This window comes from Glutamicibacter sp. Je.9.36, from assembly GCF_051129975.1.
Taxonomy (GTDB): domain Bacteria; phylum Actinomycetota; class Actinomycetes; order Actinomycetales; family Micrococcaceae; genus Glutamicibacter.
On the sequence record NZ_JBCPSN010000002.1, the window covers coordinates 609981 to 625482 of the forward strand.

At 64.4% G+C, this 15502-nt stretch carries 15 protein-coding genes; 6 read left to right on the forward strand and 9 right to left on the reverse strand.

What is annotated here, in order from left to right:
• Positions 1 to 60 precede the first annotated feature (60 nt).
• Complete coding sequence (locus tag AAZQ98_RS07315) at positions 61 to 252, forward strand: hypothetical protein (protein WP_434690999.1); 192 nt, start codon at positions 61 to 63, stop codon at positions 250 to 252.
• A 16-nt stretch (positions 253 to 268) separates the two neighbouring features.
• Here AAZQ98_RS07315 and AAZQ98_RS07320 read toward each other — a convergent pair whose 3' ends face one another.
• Both AAZQ98_RS07320 and AAZQ98_RS07325 read right to left on the reverse strand, forming a co-directional pair.
• The gene (locus tag AAZQ98_RS07320) at positions 269 to 1207 is read right to left on the reverse strand and encodes a phosphotransferase (protein WP_434691002.1); all 939 of its coding nucleotides are present in this window, start codon (positions 1205 to 1207) and stop codon (positions 269 to 271) included.
• A gap of 78 nt (positions 1208 to 1285) precedes the next feature.
• Complete coding sequence (locus AAZQ98_RS07325) at positions 1286 to 2038, reverse strand: metal-dependent hydrolase (RefSeq protein WP_434691004.1); 753 nt, start codon at positions 2036 to 2038, stop codon at positions 1286 to 1288.
• 62 nt (positions 2039 to 2100) lie between these two features.
• Between AAZQ98_RS07325 and AAZQ98_RS07330 the strand changes: the two genes are divergently transcribed.
• Both AAZQ98_RS07330 and AAZQ98_RS07335 read left to right on the forward strand, forming a co-directional pair.
• The gene (locus AAZQ98_RS07330; protein ID WP_434691006.1) at positions 2101 to 2589 is read left to right on the forward strand and encodes a GNAT family N-acetyltransferase; all 489 of its coding nucleotides are present in this window, start codon (positions 2101 to 2103) and stop codon (positions 2587 to 2589) included.
• Complete coding sequence (locus tag AAZQ98_RS07335) at positions 2589 to 3875, forward strand: alpha/beta fold hydrolase (RefSeq protein WP_434691008.1); 1287 nt, start codon at positions 2589 to 2591, stop codon at positions 3873 to 3875. Before AAZQ98_RS07330 ends, AAZQ98_RS07335 begins: the two co-directional genes overlap by 1 nt.
• Positions 3876 to 3955: 80 nt before the next feature.
• Here the strand turns inward: AAZQ98_RS07335 and AAZQ98_RS07340 are convergent, their stop codons facing one another.
• The 5 genes from AAZQ98_RS07340 to coaE all read right to left on the reverse strand — a co-directional run bounded on the left by AAZQ98_RS07340 (position 3956) and on the right by coaE (position 8802).
• Positions 3956 to 4408 carry a MarR family winged helix-turn-helix transcriptional regulator gene (locus tag AAZQ98_RS07340; RefSeq protein WP_105656688.1) on the reverse strand — a complete coding sequence of 151 codons (453 nt, stop codon included), beginning with the start codon at positions 4406 to 4408 and terminating at the stop codon, positions 3956 to 3958.
• A 100-nt stretch (positions 4409 to 4508) separates the two neighbouring features.
• Positions 4509 to 5549, reverse strand: a complete 1041-nt coding sequence (locus tag AAZQ98_RS07345) for a TerC family protein (RefSeq protein ID WP_105656689.1) — start codon at positions 5547 to 5549, stop codon at positions 4509 to 4511.
• Between the two features lie 245 nt (positions 5550 to 5794).
• A complete protein-coding gene (gene uvrB / locus AAZQ98_RS07350; RefSeq protein WP_133834225.1) occupies positions 5795 to 7882 on the reverse strand; it encodes an excinuclease ABC subunit UvrB in 2088 nt (695 codons plus the stop codon).
• A gap of 72 nt (positions 7883 to 7954) precedes the next feature.
• Positions 7955 to 8203, reverse strand: a complete 249-nt coding sequence (locus AAZQ98_RS07355; protein WP_332502775.1) for a hypothetical protein — start codon at positions 8201 to 8203, stop codon at positions 7955 to 7957.
• Positions 8204 to 8205: 2 nt separating this feature from the next.
• Positions 8206 to 8802, reverse strand: a complete 597-nt coding sequence (gene coaE / locus AAZQ98_RS07360; RefSeq protein WP_434691012.1) for a dephospho-CoA kinase — start codon at positions 8800 to 8802, stop codon at positions 8206 to 8208.
• A gap of 25 nt (positions 8803 to 8827) precedes the next feature.
• Between coaE and AAZQ98_RS07365 the strand changes: the two genes are divergently transcribed.
• The 3 genes from AAZQ98_RS07365 to AAZQ98_RS07375 all read left to right on the forward strand — a co-directional run bounded on the left by AAZQ98_RS07365 (position 8828) and on the right by AAZQ98_RS07375 (position 12422).
• Entirely contained in the window at positions 8828 to 9502 is a 675-nt protein-coding gene (locus tag AAZQ98_RS07365) for an IMPACT family protein (RefSeq protein ID WP_400342248.1), read from the forward strand.
• Positions 9499 to 10683: a class I SAM-dependent methyltransferase gene (locus AAZQ98_RS07370; RefSeq protein WP_434691015.1), complete on the forward strand. Its 1185-nt coding sequence runs from the start codon at positions 9499 to 9501 to the stop codon at positions 10681 to 10683. The genes AAZQ98_RS07365 and AAZQ98_RS07370 overlap by 4 nt, the downstream gene beginning before the upstream one ends.
• 62 nt (positions 10684 to 10745) lie before the next feature.
• Positions 10746 to 12422 carry an HNH endonuclease signature motif containing protein gene (locus tag AAZQ98_RS07375; protein ID WP_434691018.1) on the forward strand — a complete coding sequence of 559 codons (1677 nt, stop codon included), beginning with the start codon at positions 10746 to 10748 and terminating at the stop codon, positions 12420 to 12422.
• A 29-nt stretch (positions 12423 to 12451) separates the two neighbouring features.
• Here AAZQ98_RS07375 and AAZQ98_RS07380 read toward each other — a convergent pair whose 3' ends face one another.
• Both AAZQ98_RS07380 and rpsA read right to left on the reverse strand, forming a co-directional pair.
• Positions 12452 to 13762, reverse strand: a complete 1311-nt coding sequence (locus tag AAZQ98_RS07380) for a hypothetical protein (RefSeq protein WP_434691020.1) — start codon at positions 13760 to 13762, stop codon at positions 12452 to 12454.
• A gap of 247 nt (positions 13763 to 14009) precedes the next feature.
• Positions 14010 to 15485 carry a 30S ribosomal protein S1 gene (rpsA, locus tag AAZQ98_RS07385; protein ID WP_013349277.1) on the reverse strand — a complete coding sequence of 492 codons (1476 nt, stop codon included), beginning with the start codon at positions 15483 to 15485 and terminating at the stop codon, positions 14010 to 14012.
• Positions 15486 to 15502 lie beyond the last annotated feature (17 nt).

Here is a 15502-nt window from a genome sequence, read left to right on the forward strand (position 1 = left end):
CCCGCGGCATCTTCCCGGAATCCGGTGGCAATGCCGCGGACAGTGCCGTAGGGTATGGCCATGAACGGGTACAAGCTTCGCCTGCTCGGGGCAGGCCTCATGCTGATGGTCCTGGTCGGGCTGCTCAGCGGCTGGTCCGAGCTCTTTGCTTCCGGCGCGTGGCTGGCGACCTTGGTCCAGCTCGGTTCGCTGGTCCTGGGCCTGGCCCTGGTCTACCGCGGGGAAAATGCCACGCCGGCCCGGTTCGGCTAGCCCCTGCAATCGCCAACTAGGCCAGTCGCGCCTTGAGCCACCCAACGGTGGCGGCCGCCTGCTTCGCGTGATAGCTGCGCAGCGTGGGCAGCCCGGGAACCTCGGGCCTGCGCGCCGCGTCCACATAGTAGGCGGCCAGTCCAGCTAATACCGCGCTGACCGCTTCCGTGCCCACCGATTCGAAGATCGGGTGGGAGTCGGCAATGGCGTCCGCATCCAGCGCCGGGTCGAAAATCCGCGCTTCAACCAGCACCGTCAACGCGTCATACCATGCGGCGCCCCGCGAAGCCCACGGCCAATCCACCAGCAGCACTTCTCCGCCGTCTCCCAGCAGGATGTTGTCCGAACGCAGATCCGAATGCACCAGCTGGTCTCCGGCCAGCGCCCCGATACCGTCCATGGCCAGCCCATGGAGTTCTTCCAGGTTCTGCGCCACCCAGGGATCAGCTGGAAGCCAGCCGTCCTGCATGATCCGCGCAAAACCGGCTACGTCCTCGCGCAGTTCCTCTTCCAGCGGCGGCAGCAGCTCGGTCAGGGAATCGGGGGCCTGATGAGCCAGCTGCGCCAGCGTGTCCAGTACCCGTTCCAGCTGTCCGGCCGGCCAGGGAAGCTGCGGGCTGGCCCCTGGGCCTTCAGCGAAGACCAAGGCCTCCCAGCCTTGCCAGCTGATGCGCCCCAGGAACTGCGGAACCGGCAAGGCCGCCGGGAGCTTGGCCGCTATTGCCGCTTCGCGGGCGTGCAATGCCGTGGCCGGGGCGCTGAGGCCCGGATGCACCGCCTTGGCGAAGACCCGCTGGCCATCGGCGGTGAGCAGCCGATCGGCGCTGCCCGGGGAAAACCCCGAGGCTTGGCTTTGCGCCCAGATCACCCGGGATCCAAGGTGCGATTCGATCTGCGCGCGCAGTTCGCCAGGAAGCTGATCCCAGGTGATGCGCCGGGTGAATTGAATCTGCATGGTTCGAATCATGCCAGATCACCGGCTGCCAGCCACAGCGCGTTGCACTGCGGCGAGCCGGCAGCGGGCCGGGGGCCGTCAGGCGACGATCAGCGCGATGCCCACATAGGTAGTGAGCAGCGTCGCGAGCAGCCATTCTGCGGTGGAACCCGTCTCGGCCAGAATCGGCAAAGCCACCCGCCCATTGGACTTCCAGCAGCCGCCAATCAGCGGCAGCCGGCGGAACCAGCGCGGCGAGCCGATCTTGATCGGCCACAGCAGATTGCAGCCGCCGATGGTCAGCATGTCGCCCATCACGTGCACGATCGCGCCCAGGGAGACTGCCATCAGGAACCAGAGGTTCTGCTCCGGCGCATTCATCCCGACGAAAGTCCCGGCGGCCAAGGCGATAATCCAGCACAGCAGCGGCGGCATGAATTTCATGGTCTTCACCGCGAAGGAAATCAGCAGGATCGCGAACAGCGCCGCGGCCGGGTAGACCGTGCCCAACGCCGCGGTCTGCACATCCCAGCCGTTGGCCAGCCAGGCCAGGAAGATGAAGAAGGCGATGCCGATCAGCGAATGGGTGCCGTTGCGGTGCCCGCCCGAAACCGAACCGACAATCCGCGTGAAAATGCTGGAGAACGGGGGCAGCGAGCGGGCGATCGTGGCCCCATGGTGATCCGCGTCGGGCAGCAGGGCCGCGCCAGCGCAGACGATCGCGCCGGCCAGGGTTTCCCAGCGGTCCATCTGGAAAGTTCCCAGCCCCAGGTTCACCGAACCCACGGTGACGTCAGTTGTAATTGCCAACCATGCGGCTGCGCCGCTCACCGCGTGGTGTCCACCCATCATGCATTCAACCTTAGGTCTGGTCACCGACGTTTTAGCGGTGCGACGGAGGTAAGCTGGAACACATGAGTATTGTGCGTGAAGCTGTTCCGGGCGACTGCCCGCAGATCTTGGCGATGATCCAGGAATTGGCCGACTATGAAAGGGAACCTGATGCGGTGCTCAACACCGCAGCAGACCTCCAATCCCATCTGTTCGGCCCCAATCCCCAGGTCTTCGCCCATGTTGCCGAGGATGAAACCGGGACGCTCAGGGGCATGGCCCTGTGGTACCTGGCCTACTCCACCTGGGAGGGCCGGCACGGCATCCATCTGGAGGATCTGTATGTGCGCGAATCCCAACGCGGTTCAGGCACCGGCACCGCTTTGCTGCGCACGCTGGCGCAGATCTGCGTCGAACGCGGCTATAAGCGCTTGGAATGGTCAGTGCTGGATTGGAACGAGCCGGCCATCAGGTTCTACGACGCCATCGGGTCCAGCTCCATGGACGGCTGGAGCACCCGGCGCCTGGACGGCGAAGCACTGCAACAACTTGGCATGCAAGGAGCGAGCTAATGCGCCACTACCGCGGTATGGATGTCACCGACCATCGCATCGAGGTTCCACTGGATCACGCCGATCCGCAGGGCGAAAAGATCTCGGTCTTCGCCCGCGAGATCAGCACCGGCACTGCCAAGCCCTGGCTGCTGTTCCTGCAGGGCGGTCCAGGGGGCAAATCCCCGCGCCCCGGTTCCTTGTCGGGGTGGTTGGCCGAAGCCACCAAGCACTTCCGCGTGCTGCTGCTGGACCAGCGCGGCACCGGGCTGTCCACCCCGGCTAACCGCAAGTCCTTGCCGCTGCGCGGGGACTCGGCCGCCCAGGCCCGCTACCTCTCGCATTTCCGCGCCGACTCGATTGTGCGCGACGCCGAAGCCCTGCGCGAGCACCTGGGCATCGAGCAGTGGAGCACCCTGGGGCAGAGCTACGGCGGGTTCTGCACCCTGACCTATCTCTCGCTCTTCCCGCAGTCGCTCACCCGCTGCCTGGTCACCGGCGGGCTGGCCTCGCTGGATGCCGATGCGAAGACCGTCTACCGCGCCACCTACCAGCGGATGGCAGAACGCAACCGCGAGTACTTCTCCTGGTACCCCGAGGACTTCCAGACCCTGCACAGGATCTACGAGCATGTGCGCACCAATGACGATGAGCTGCTGCCCAACGGCCAGCGCGTCACCGTGCCGCTGGTGCAGATGCTGGGCATGTACCTGGGCGGAAACACCCGGGTGCACCTGCTGCATCACATCTTCGAGGAGGCCTTCAGCCACACCCCGGGCGGCGACCGCCTCTCGGATAACTTCCTCGAAGCGCTCTTGGCCCAGAGCTCTTTCGCCTCGAACCCGCTCTATGCGCTGATGCATGAAACCATCTACGCCCAAGGCGAGCCGACCAATTTCGCGGCCGAACAAGTCCTGCCGGAGTTCGCCGACTTCACCCGCCACGCGGCGACCCCGCTGCTGACCGGCGAGATGATCTACAGCTGGCACTTCGCCGAAGATCCTGCCCTGCGACCCCTGGAGGACGTGGCCCGCATCCTGGCCGAGCACGAAGGCTTCGGCCCGCTCTACGATCTGGATGTCCTGGCCAAGAACACCGTGCCGGTGGCCGCGGCGGTCTACCATGACGACGTCTATGTGGACCGCGAGCTCTCCCTGCGCACCGCCTCGCAGGTGGCCGGGTTGCAGACCTGGGTGACCGATCAATTCCACCATGACGGCATCGGCGACGATGGCCCGGCGATCTTCCGCCGGCTGCTGGCCATGGCCAACGGCGAAGACCCGGACGCCGTGGCCCAGGACAGCTAGCCCGCGCACCGGCTACGTTAACGCGCAGGGCGCTTGAATCCCCGGGGATTCAAGCGCCCTGCGCGTTAAGCCTTCTGCTGCTAATGGTCCAGCTTCGCGGCAACCTGGTCATTCAACCGCTGCAGCAGCGGCACAGCCTGCGCCAGAATCCGCCGCTCCTCGGCGCTGAAGGAATCGATGCCGCCGGCCAGCGAGGAAATCGCGCGCTGCCGGTAGGCTTCAATGGCCTCCTTGCCGTCGCCGGTCAGGCTCACCAAGCTGGCGCGGCCGTCCCCAGGGTCCGGTTGTCGCTGGACCAACTGGTCGTTTTCCATGCGGATGACCAGACCGGTCATGGTCGGCTGGGCCACGCGCTGCTCGATGGCCAAGTCGCCCACGCGCTGGGGGCCCAACCGGTCCAGGGTGGAAAGCACCCGCCAAGCGGTCACCGATCGGCCTTGCCCGGCCGCGCGTCCAAGCAGCCGGGACATGGTGCCCGACGCTAGTGCTACGCCGGTGGCAATGCCACTGGCTTCTGTCGATAGGTCGCTCATGGAAAATACCTTAGCAGAACAGCATAGGCACACTATGCGGGTACGGAAAACCCGCCGGGGCCAGTTGGAAGCAACTGATCCCGGCGGGCGATGGTGCGGATTACTTGGCGGCGTCCTGCTCTGCAGCTTCCGCTGCGCCGGCGAGTTCCGCGGCTTCAGCCGAAGCAGCTGCGCGCTTGCCCCATGGGCTCCACAGCGACAGCACGGTTGCGATAACGATCGCGCCCAGGATGACCAGCAGCGAAACACCCACGGAAATGTCCAGCCACGCGTAATGCAGCGGCTCCCCGCCGTTGATGAACGGCAGGCTGTTCTCGTGCAGGGCGTGGAAGACCAGCTTCACGCCGATGAAAGCGAGGATGAAGCTCAGTGCGTGCTTCAGGAAGACCAGGCGGTTCATCAGGCCACCGAGCAGGAAGTACAGCTGGCGCAAGCCCATCAGCGCGAAGATGTTCGCGGTGAACACGATGAACGCGGACTTGGTCAGGCCGAAGATGGCCGGGATCGAGTCGAAGGCGAACAGCAGGTCGGTCATGCCGATGGTCACGAAGACCAGCACCATCGGGGTGAACAGCTTCTTGCCGTCGACCACGGTGCGCAGCTTGGCTCCATCGAAGTCCTTGGAAATCGGCAGCTTGGAGGTCAGCTTCTTGACCAGGCCGCTTTCCTCGTCCTCATCCTCGTCCTTGAGCTGGTTCCATGCGGTCCACAGCAGGAAGGCGCCGAAGATGTAGAAGACCCACGACCACTGCTCGATGATCGCGGCGCCGAGCACAATGAAGATTGCGCGCAGGACCAACGCGATGATGATGCCGAACATCAGCACTTCCTGCTGGTACTTACGCGGTACCGAGAAGCGCGCCATGATGATGATGAAGACGAACAGGTTGTCCACCGACAACGCGTATTCGGTGACCCAGCCGGCGTAGAATTCCTGGCCGAGCTGCGGTCCGGCCTGCGTCCAGATCACCGCACCGAAAATCAATGCCAAGGAGATGTAGATGCCGACAAAAATGCCCGCTTCCTTCATGGAAGGAATGTGCGGACGCTTGGTGACGTACAGCAGGTCTGCGATGAGCACCGCGCACAGAACAATCAGCGCGATGATCTCGAATTGAATAGTTAACCCATTAGTGCCCACGGACGAGCGACCTTTCGTTGGAGGGTATGGAAAATCGCCGCAAGTCTCTCCGCCGCCACACCAGAATTCGAAACGCTTAGATAGCTGGCTCAGTGATCGGCTGCTGTGCCCGGCGAAACATCATTGGTTCGCGTGTTGACGTCCACAGCATTGGGATACTCCCCTACGTCCAGTGATCAAGTGTAGCGCACAGGAACTGCACAGGCTCGGCCCAAGTCCCAATACTGCGCCGGACAGCAGCAGGGTTACGCGTGCCCGGCGGCCTTCATCTGGCGCAATTCCTTCTTCAACTCGGAAACTTCATCGCGGATCCGGGCGGCCAGTTCGAACTGCAACTCAGCGGCCGCGGCGTGCATCTGCTCGGTCATTTCCCCGATCTGGGCCAGCAGGTCCTCGGCCGGGGCGGCGGCCAGTCCGTCCTTGCGCACGGTGGACGAGGCTTTGGTGCGCTTGGCATTTTTCGCCAACCGGTTGTTGTTCAGCAGTTCCTGGGTGTCGGCATCCTCACGCGCCAGCTGGTCGGTGATGTCAGCGATCTTCTTGCGCAGCGGCGTGGGGTCGATCCCGTGCTCCTTGTTGTGCGCTTCCTGGATTGCCCGTCGGCGATTGGTCTCCTCGATCGCCTGGTCCATCGCATCGGTGATCTTGTCGGCATACATGATCACCTGACCCGAGACGTTACGCGCGGCACGGCCGATGGTCTGGATCAGGCTGGTGGCCGAACGCAAGAAGCCCTGCTTGTCGGCATCCAGGATCGCGACCAGCGAAACCTCGGGCAAATCCAGGCCCTCGCGCAGCAGGTTGATGCCCACCAGCACGTCGAAGGAACCCATGCGCAGCTCGCGCAGCAGCTCCACGCGGCGGATCGTGTCCACATCGGAGTGCAGGTACTGCACCCGCACCTGGTGCTCGGTGAGGTAGTCGGTCAGGTCCTCGGCCATGCGCTTGGTCAGCGTGGTAACCAGCACGCGCTCATCGCGATCCACACGGGTGCGGATCTCATCGAGCAGGTCATCGATCTGGCCCTTGGTGGGCTTGACGATGATCTCGGGGTCGATCAGCCCGGTGGGGCGGATAATCTGCTCCACGAACCCATCGGACTTGCCCAGCTCGTACTTGCCCGGGGTGGCCGAAAGGTACACGGTCTGCCCGATGCGCTCAAGGAACTCGTCCCATTTCAGCGGGCGGTTGTCCATGGCACTTGGCAGGCGGAAGCCGTGTTCCACCAGCGTGCGCTTGCGGGACATGTCGCCCTCGTACATGGCGCCGATCTGCGGCACGGTGACATGCGACTCGTCGATCACCAGCAGGAAGTCATCGGGGAAATAGTCGATCAGGCAGTGCGGGGCGCTGCCGGCATCGCGGCCGTCGATATGGCGCGAGTAGTTCTCGATGCCGTTGCAGAAACCCATCTGCTCCATCATTTCCAGGTCGTAGGTGGTGCGCATGCGCAGCCGCTGGGCCTCGACGAGCTTGTTCTGCGATTCCAGCTCCTTCAGGCGCACCGCCAGCTCGTCCTCGATCCGCTTGATCGCCTTGTGCATCCGCTCGGCACCGGCCACATAGTGGCTGGCCGGGAAGATGTACATCTCGGTCTCCTCGCGGATCACCTCGCCGGTGACCGGGTGCAGGGTGTGGATCGCTTCCACCTCGTCGCCGAAGAACTCGATGCGCACGGCCTGCTCTTCGTACATCGGGATGATCTCCACCGTGTCCCCGCGCACGCGGAAGGTGCCGCGGTGGAAGTCCATGTCGTTGCGGGTGTACTGCATGGCCACGAACTGGCGCAGCATCGCGTCGCGGTTCAGTTCCTCGCCGGTGCGCACGGTGACCATCCCGGCCACGTATTCCTCGGGAGTGCCCAGGCCGTAGATGCACGAAACGGTGGCGACCACAATGGTGTCGCGGCGGGTGAGCAGGGAGTTGGTGGCCGAGTGGCGCAGGCGCTCGACTTCCTCGTTGATCGAGGAGTCCTTCTCGATGAAGGTATCGGTCTGCGGGACGTAGGCCTCGGGCTGGTAGTAGTCGTAGTAGGAGACGAAGTACTCCACCGCGTTATTGGGCATCAGCTCGCGGAACTCGTTGGCCAGCTGGGCGGCCAGGGTCTTGTTCTGCACCAGCACCAGGGTGGGGCGCTGCACCTGCTCCACCAGCCAGGCGGTGGTCGCGGACTTGCCGGTACCGGTGGCACCGAGCAGCACGATGTCCTTCTCTCCGGCGTTGATCCGCTCGGTCAGCTGCTTGATGGCCTGCGGCTGGTCGCCGGCAGGCTGGTACTCGCTGATGACTTCGAAGGGGGCGACCACGCGCTTGATCGGCTGTGCAAGACTCATGCTTCCAGCATATCCACTTGCCCCGACCGTTGGGGTCGCGCCCTAGCCAGCTTTCAGCTTAAATCCGGGGTGCTACTTGCGCATCCCGTAGCGGATCGCATTGCGCTTGACGGTGCGCTGGATGCTGCTGCCGAAGAATCCCACGGTCATGATGGTGGCGGCAATCAGCCCCAGCAGGGCCAGGAAGCCGGAAATGTAGACCACCGGCGAATACGGCCCGGATTCGCTGGCAACGAATTCGGCGCGGCCGCCAAATCCGAGCCACAGCACCAAGGCGACGGCGAAAGCGATCAGGGTGCTCCACTTGCAGATCTTGTACATTCCTACTCCTGTGCTGGCGCCAATTGGCGGTAGAGGGCAGAAACCTGCGCCTCCAGTTCTTCCAAGGTACCGCAATTATCCAGCAGGTAGTCGGCTACGGCCGCCCGCTGGTCATCCGTGGCCTGCGCGGCCATCCGGGCCTCGGCATCTTCCCGGGTCCAGCCGCGGTCCTGGACCATGCGGCGGATGCGTTCGGCGTGCGGGGCGGCCACGACGACCACCGCGTCGAAGCTGTCCAGCTGGCCGGTCTCGACCAGCAGCGGGATGTCCTCGACCACCAGCGAGCCGGCTGGCGCGCCTTGGCGCAGCTTCGCCGCTTGCTCCCGCACCAGCGGGTGCACGATCGCGTTGAGCTTGGCCCGCGCCGCCTCGTCGGCGAAAACTATCGCGCCCAGTGCGGGACGGTTCAGCGACCCGTCGGCCAGCAAAACGGCTTCGCCAAACGTGTCCTTGATCGCAGCCAGCCCGGGCGTGCCGGGTTCGACCACCTGGCGCGCCAACGCGTCGGCATCGATGACTACGGCTCCCAGGGCGGCCAATTTGGCCGCGACCGCAGATTTTCCGGAGGCCACTCCCCCGGTCAGTCCCACATGCATCATGTTCCCACCCTATAAACTAAGAGGGATGAACACCAACGACTCGGCCGCGACACGGTACACGACCTTGACCAGCGATTGCGTGCACGAGCTGGAAATCAAGCGTTCGCGATTCATCACCTACCTCTACCGGGTCGAAACCGAGGCCGCCGCCCGCGCGCAGATCGCGGCCCTGCGCAAGACCCACTTCGATGCCCGCCACCACTGCAGCGCGTTCATCCTGGGCCCCGATCGCATGGCCCAGCGCTCCAACGACGACGGCGAGCCCTCGGGCACCGCCGGCATCCCGATGCTCGATGCCCTGGCCAAGCGCGAAATCGCCGACGGCAGCGTGCTCTCGGATGTGCTGGCCGTGGTGGTCCGCTACTTCGGCGGGATCAAGCTTGGCGCCGGCGGACTGGTCCGCGCATATTCCGAGGCGGTATCTTCCGGGCTGGACAATGCGCAGCTGCACCTGCGCCAGCGCATGCGGATCTTCACCTTCCCTGCCGCCCACGCCGACGCGGCCCGCTACGAGAACGAGCTGCGCGCCGCCGGCTACCAGGTCGAACCGACCCTCTGGCAGGCCGATGCCGCAATCGTGCAGATCGGCATCCCGGACACGCCCGAAGCCGCCGCGCAGCTGCGCACCGGCATCGCCGCACTCACCTCCGGCGCCGGGGAACTGGCCGCCGCCAACACGCAATGGGTTGATCTGATTTGAACTCCGCCGCCAATCCCGAAGGCACGCCCGCTGCCGCCAGCAGCCTCCAGGCCCTGCTGCCCGCCCTGCGCCGCTGGCCCGATGTCGAAGCCGCCAACCTCTACGCCGCCGACGCCTGCGACCGGCTCATCCTGGACACCTGCGCCGCCGCGGCCGGACCCTCGGACCGCTGGCCGGCCGCCATCGCGGTCATCGGCGACCACTACGGAGCGCTGGCCCTGGGCGCACTGGCACTAGGCAGCACGAGCGTGCGCGTGCACACCGATTCGCTCACCGCCCGCCGGGCCATCGAGGCCAACCTCGCCCGGCTCATGCCCGAGCGGGCCGGACACCTCGAATTCTGCACCCTGGAACAGGTCGCCCAGGGCGCCAGTTCGATCCTGCTGGCCCTGCCACGCGGACTGGACGTGCTGGGAGAACAGGCCGCCGCGGCAGCTGCCGTCGCCGATCCCGGCGCGAAGCTTTTCGCCGGGGGCCGCATCAAGCACATGAGCCGTTCCATGAACGAGGTGCTCGCGGCGCATTTCACCCGCGTCGACGTCTCGCTGGCCCGGCAGAAATCCCGGGTGCTCACCGCCAGCACCCCGCGTGCCGAACAGCCCGCCAGCGGCTTCCCGGCCACTGCCACCCACCAGGTGCGCGGCACCAGCTTCACGCTGCATGCCGGTGCCGGGACCTTCGGTGCCGCCCGGCTGGATCCGGGCACCCGGCTGCTGCTGGAAAACCTTCCGGACCTCTCCGGGCACGCCACGCTGGTCGATCTGGCCTGCGGCAACGGCGCGATCGGCATCTGCGCAGCACTGGAAAACCCGCAGCTGCGCGTGGACGCCTCGGACCATTCGGCCTCCGCGGTCGCCTCCACCCTGGCCGCCGCGCAACGCAACAACCTGGCCGGACGCATCACCGCCGTGCAGGATGACGCCCTGGGCCGCCTGCCCGACGCCAGCGCCACCCTGGTCACGCTGAACCCGCCCTTCCACATCGGCAACACCGTCACCGCCGACATCGCGTTCAAGCTGATCGACGACGCCGCCCGCGTGCTCGCTCCCGGAGGCACCCTGCTGTGCGTGTTCAACTCGCACCTGCGCTACCGCAGCGAATTGGCCCGCCGTGTTGGCCCCACCGAACAGCTGGCCCGCGACAGGACCTTCACCGTGACCGCATCCACCCGCGCGCACTAGGCTTTTCCACAGGCCGCATTGCCGGCCGGCACACCACGCACCGCCTGGCGCATGCTGGAGCCATGAACAGAACTGTCAGCCAGGCGCTAGCCGGGCTTGCCCAAGCGATCAAGGACGCGCCGGCCCTCGCGGTGGACGACGCCCTGGCCATCGCCGCGTTCATCCCCGTCCTGCACCAGACGCTGCTCTGCGCCAGTCCAGCCACCGGCCCCGAGCCCCACTACCTGCACGATCCGCGCTACGCCTTGGCCCTGGCCACCGCGGCAGAAGCATCGGCCCACCAAGCCCTTCGCACCCAGATCTACGCAGCCCACCTGGTCGATGACACCGCCGCGCACACCCTGGCCCAGGTTGAACTCGCCGCGGCCCGCCAGGGCACCACCGATTTCTCCCTCCCTGCCCAGCGCACCGGAAAGCGGCCCAGCTTCACCGGCCCTGCGGCACTGCTGGCATCCTGGCTGCGCACCGACCATTTCGAGGCCAAACGCCGCATCCAGTCCGCCAGCCACGTCTTCGCGCAATACGACTACCAGCATCAGCGGCACCAGGCACAGTTCCCGCTGCTGGCGCGGCGCTTCGCCGATCTGCGCCAGCCGCCAGCCGAAGTGCTCAGCGCGGCCCGCCGCCTGGGCGCTCTGGAACCCCAACGCGACGAATACGCCGCACCGGCCACCGCCTCGGCGCTCACCGAAGATGGCGAGCTGCTTGAATCCATCGTCAACCAGCAATTGGACGAGCCCGACCCCGGCACCCGCAGGCAATTGGTCAACAACTTCTTGAAATCCCAGAAAGAACGCTTGGGCAAGAAGCGGCCCGAAGCCCAGGAAGGCCTGTACCGGCGAGACGAACGCGGCGGCCTGGTCCATTACGACCTCGCCCTGCGCCCTACGCGCGCAGAACTCTTCGAATCGGGCATTTCGCAAAGCGACAATCCCCGCTCCGGTTCCGGCCAGGCCGCACGGGAGGCTTTTGCCCAGTCTCCGGGACAACGTACAGAGCAGGATGCTGCCCCTGGCACCTCCTACCAGGCCGACGCCGGAGGCCATCCGGATTTCTTGACCGATGAGGAAGCTGCCGCCAGCGAAGATCCTGTTTCCCCACCGCTTTCTCCCGCGGCACGCCGCCTCAACGGCCTGATGAATCTGCTGGAGATCAACACGAAGCGGCTCCAGGAACTACTGGATGCCGCGCGCAATGGCGGGACCCCCAAGAGCGCCGATGGGAATGATGCGGGCACCGTGGATGTCCCCACCATCACCCCGCAGGTCGTGGTCATGCTGACCTTGGACGAGTTGGAAGGCCGGGCGAGAACCCATGGCATCACCCAGCACGGTTTCAAGCTCGATGCAACTGACCTGCGCCAGACCCTGGCCAGGGCACGCATCATCCCGATGGTGCTCGGCGGCAGGGGCGAGCTGCTTGATATCGGGCGCAGCCAGCGCAAGCATCCGAACTACATGCGCCTGGGTGTTGCGGTGCGCGATCGCGGCTGCATAGTTCCCGGGTGCACCATGGATCCCGAACGCTGCAACATCCACCACATCTGGTTCTGGTCCGAGGGCGGTGTCACTGCGGTCTACTGGAGCGCGATGCTCTGCGACACGCATCATCATGACGTTCATGCCGGGTTGATCAAGGTCATTGCCGACGATGGCGTACCCAAGGTCATCCTGCCCAGCTTCGTGGATCCCACCCAGACCCCGGTGCGCAACAGCTACCACATGGCCAAGGCCGCCTAGTTCGCGGCAATGCGCCGGGGGCCATCCGGCTAGATCAAGAAAGGGCGTCCACCGTGCACGCGGACGGCTTGGGCGTTGATCCCCAATGGACGCAGGTCGATCCGGTCGATCTCGCCCCGCTCATTATTCTCGAAAGTATCAGCCGTAACCGAATCACCGGCAGGGGTCTGGACCGCCAGGCGGCGCTTGGTTCTGGCCAGAGGCTCGCGTGCCGATGCCGGGACGTAGTAGGCGCTGGCCTGCTTCCCTCCACCGTAGAGCCATGAAGCGCGCACCGCGACCGGGCGTGAGCCCCAGCCGCTGAGCCCTGCAATGACCAAGCGCTGGCCGGTTGCCTCTAGCAGTTTCCCATTCAGGTTCTCCCCATAGACCCAGGGCTGGGAGGCGATGCCCAGGAACTCTTCGGCAGAGCGCTGGTTGACCGCATGCACCCCGTGCACCGGGCACACCTCTGAGCAGAAAATGAATCGCGGATCCTCAAATTTCTGCTTGGATCCGTTCTTGTCGTCGTTGCGGCACAGGCAGGCCCCGGTTTCTTCCGTTTCAATGAGGATCGCGTTGCCATACGCCCGCAATGACGTGGGACCAATTCGGTGGTCCGCTGGCACTTCGAGTGCGAAAAGTCCCATCGATTTCAAGCGCATCCAGCGCAGCATGCTCAGCAGCAGGCTGATGCCCAGCAGGACGGCCGCGGCGTACACGTCAAGGCGGTAGCCTTCATCCAAGTCATGCAGCGAATGAACTTCCGTGCTGACCAGTTCCCAGCCCAGCCGGAGCAGCGGGTAGATCAGTGCTCCTACCGCAACCTTCCATACCATGGGCGACATTTGCTTGGTGATTCCAAAATCGCTCTCTTGCCCCGGCGCCAAGGCGATGCCTCCTGAGGCTTCACGCTTCCAGGTTCTCAGCAGGCGTCGGAACCGTGCGTCCATGAGACCTACGGACAGTGCGAGCAGCAGGAAATAGCCCAGCGCCAGCACCAGGATCCTTTGCAGGTCCCCGGCAGGAGCCAGCAGGAAATAGATTCCGGCGGCTACGCCCAAGCCCATCCAGGGTGATTGCCGTCCGCCGCCAAAGATCATGGCCAGGACGGTAGCGACCATGGAGAAGGAGAGGATGTCCATGAAGCCCTTGTCCAGGTACGGGGAATGCAGAAGATCCGAACGGACGAAGACCACCAGTGCAACCAGCGGAAGCCAGGTGGCTGCGGCAACCCAGAAATTGGGAATCGTGCGCGGTACAGTTTCCCACTCCGCGTGGCTGACCTGGCGCACCGGGATCTGCTGTCCGGCAGTTGCGCCTGCCGCATAGTCTGCCGGCGAATTTCCTGTCGTTGCCATGTGCTACTACCTGCCGTTCGTGAATCCACCTGATCGGTGCACTTTTAGTCTAACCTCAGCAAGTATTAAGAGCAGTGCTCCTTCGGAGCTATTCCTGCCCGGCGGATGTCAGCAGAAATAATGACGTGCCAGCCATGCCGGCATGCAAAAAACCAGTTAAACAAACGAAGGTCCAACCCTTGCAGGGTTGGACCTTCGTGAATCAGCTAGAGCTAATCACGATCTCTGCACGAGGCAGAAGCCGGAATTAGTTGCCGGTCAGCTTCTCGCGCAGTGCAGCCAGTGCTTCGTCCGAAGCCAGGGTGCCTGCATCGGTGGCTGGTGCCTCCGAGGAGTACGAAGCTGGAGCTGGCTCGGAACCACCGGCAGCAGCAGGCTCTGCTTCTGCGTCGGCAGCGATAGCGGCAACAACCTGCTTCTTGTGTGCTTCCCAACGCTCCTGGGCAGCAGCGTACTGTGCTTCCCATGCAGCGCGCTGGGTGTCGAAGCCCTCGAGCCATTCGTTCGACTCTGGGTCGAAGCCCTCTGGGTACTTGTAGTTGCCGGCCTCGTCGTACTCTGCAGCCATGCCGTAGAGTGCTGGGTCGAACTCGGTGCCCTCTGGGTCAACACCTTCGTTAGCCTGCTTGAGCGACAGCGAGATGCGGCGGCGCTCCAGGTCGATGTCGATGACCTTGACGAACAGTTCGTCGCCAACGGAGACAACCTGCTCAGCCAGTTCAACGTGGCGAACTGCAAGCTCGGAGATGTGAACCAGGCCTTCGATGCCGTCTTCGACGCGTACGAACGCACCGAATGGAACCAGCTTGGTAACCTTGCCCGGTACAACCTGACCCAGTGCGTGGGTGCGGGCGAAGGTCTGCCAAGGATCTTCCTGGGTAGCCTTCAGCGACAGGGAAACGCGCTCGCGGTCCAGATCGACTTCCAGAACCTCTACGGTTACTTCCTGGCCAACCTCGACAACCTCGGATGGGTGGTCGATGTGCTTCCAGGACAGCTCGGAAACGTGTACCAGGCCGTCTACGCCGCCCAGGTCCACGAATGCACCGAAGTTGACGATGGAGGAAACAACGCCCGGACGAACCTGGCCCTTTTCCAGCTTGTTGAGGAAGGTCGAGCGAACCTCGGACTGGGTCTGCTCGAGCCATGCACGGCGGGAAAGCACAACGTTGTTGCGGTTCTTGTCCAGCTCGATGATCTTGGCTTCGATTTCCTGGCCGATGTATGGAGCCAGGTCGCGCACACGGCGCATCTCGACGAGCGATGCTGGCAGGAAGCCACGCAGGCCGATGTCCAGGATGAGGCCACCCTTGACAACCTCGATGACGGTACCGGTAACGACGCCGTCCTCTTCCTTGATCTTTTCGATGTCGCCCCAAGCGCGCTCGTACTGCGCACGCTTCTTGGACAGGATCAGGCGGCCTTCCTTGTCTTCCTTGGTCAGGACCAAGGCTTCGACGCTGTCGCCAACGGTGACAACTTCACCTGGGTCAACGTCGTGCTTGATGGAAAGCTCGCGGGAAGGGATGACACCTTCGGTCTTGTAACCGATGTCGAGCAGAACTTCGTCGTGGTCAACCTTGACGACGGTGCCTTCGACGAGGTCACCATCGTTGAAGTACTTGATGGTGGCGTCGACTGCGGCCAAGAAGTCCTCAGCAGATCCAATGTCGTTGATTGCGACGACTGGTGCGCTGTTGTTCTCGTTCGAGGTGATGGTCATGTAGTAGGGACTCCGAT

Bases quoted from the DNA above. Each gene is read 5' to 3' on its own strand.
- AAZQ98_RS07335 (WP_434691008.1), top strand. From the start codon at position 2,589: ATGCGCCACTACCGCGGTATGGATGTCACCGACCATCGCATCGAGGTT.
- AAZQ98_RS07340 (WP_105656688.1), bottom strand. From the start codon at position 4,408: ATGAGCGACCTATCGACAGAAGCCAGTGGCATTGCCACCGGCGTAGCA.
- AAZQ98_RS07365 (WP_400342248.1), top strand. From the start codon at position 8,828: ATGAACACCAACGACTCGGCCGCGACACGGTACACGACCTTGACCAGC.
- AAZQ98_RS07315 (WP_434690999.1), top strand. From the start codon at position 61: ATGAACGGGTACAAGCTTCGCCTGCTCGGGGCAGGCCTCATGCTGATG.
- coaE (WP_434691012.1), bottom strand. From the start codon at position 8,802: ATGATGCATGTGGGACTGACCGGGGGAGTGGCCTCCGGAAAATCTGCG.
- AAZQ98_RS07320 (WP_434691002.1), bottom strand. From the start codon at position 1,207: ATGCAGATTCAATTCACCCGGCGCATCACCTGGGATCAGCTTCCTGGC.
- AAZQ98_RS07325 (WP_434691004.1), bottom strand. From the start codon at position 2,038: ATGATGGGTGGACACCACGCGGTGAGCGGCGCAGCCGCATGGTTGGCA.
- AAZQ98_RS07380 (WP_434691020.1), bottom strand. From the start codon at position 13,762: ATGGCAACGACAGGAAATTCGCCGGCAGACTATGCGGCAGGCGCAACT.
- uvrB (WP_133834225.1), bottom strand. From the start codon at position 7,882: ATGAGTCTTGCACAGCCGATCAAGCGCGTGGTCGCCCCCTTCGAAGTC.
- AAZQ98_RS07355 (WP_332502775.1), bottom strand. From the start codon at position 8,203: ATGTACAAGATCTGCAAGTGGAGCACCCTGATCGCTTTCGCCGTCGCC.
- AAZQ98_RS07330 (WP_434691006.1), top strand. From the start codon at position 2,101: ATGAGTATTGTGCGTGAAGCTGTTCCGGGCGACTGCCCGCAGATCTTG.
- rpsA (WP_013349277.1), bottom strand. From the start codon at position 15,485: ATGACCATCACCTCGAACGAGAACAACAGCGCACCAGTCGTCGCAATC.
- AAZQ98_RS07375 (WP_434691018.1), top strand. From the start codon at position 10,746: ATGAACAGAACTGTCAGCCAGGCGCTAGCCGGGCTTGCCCAAGCGATC.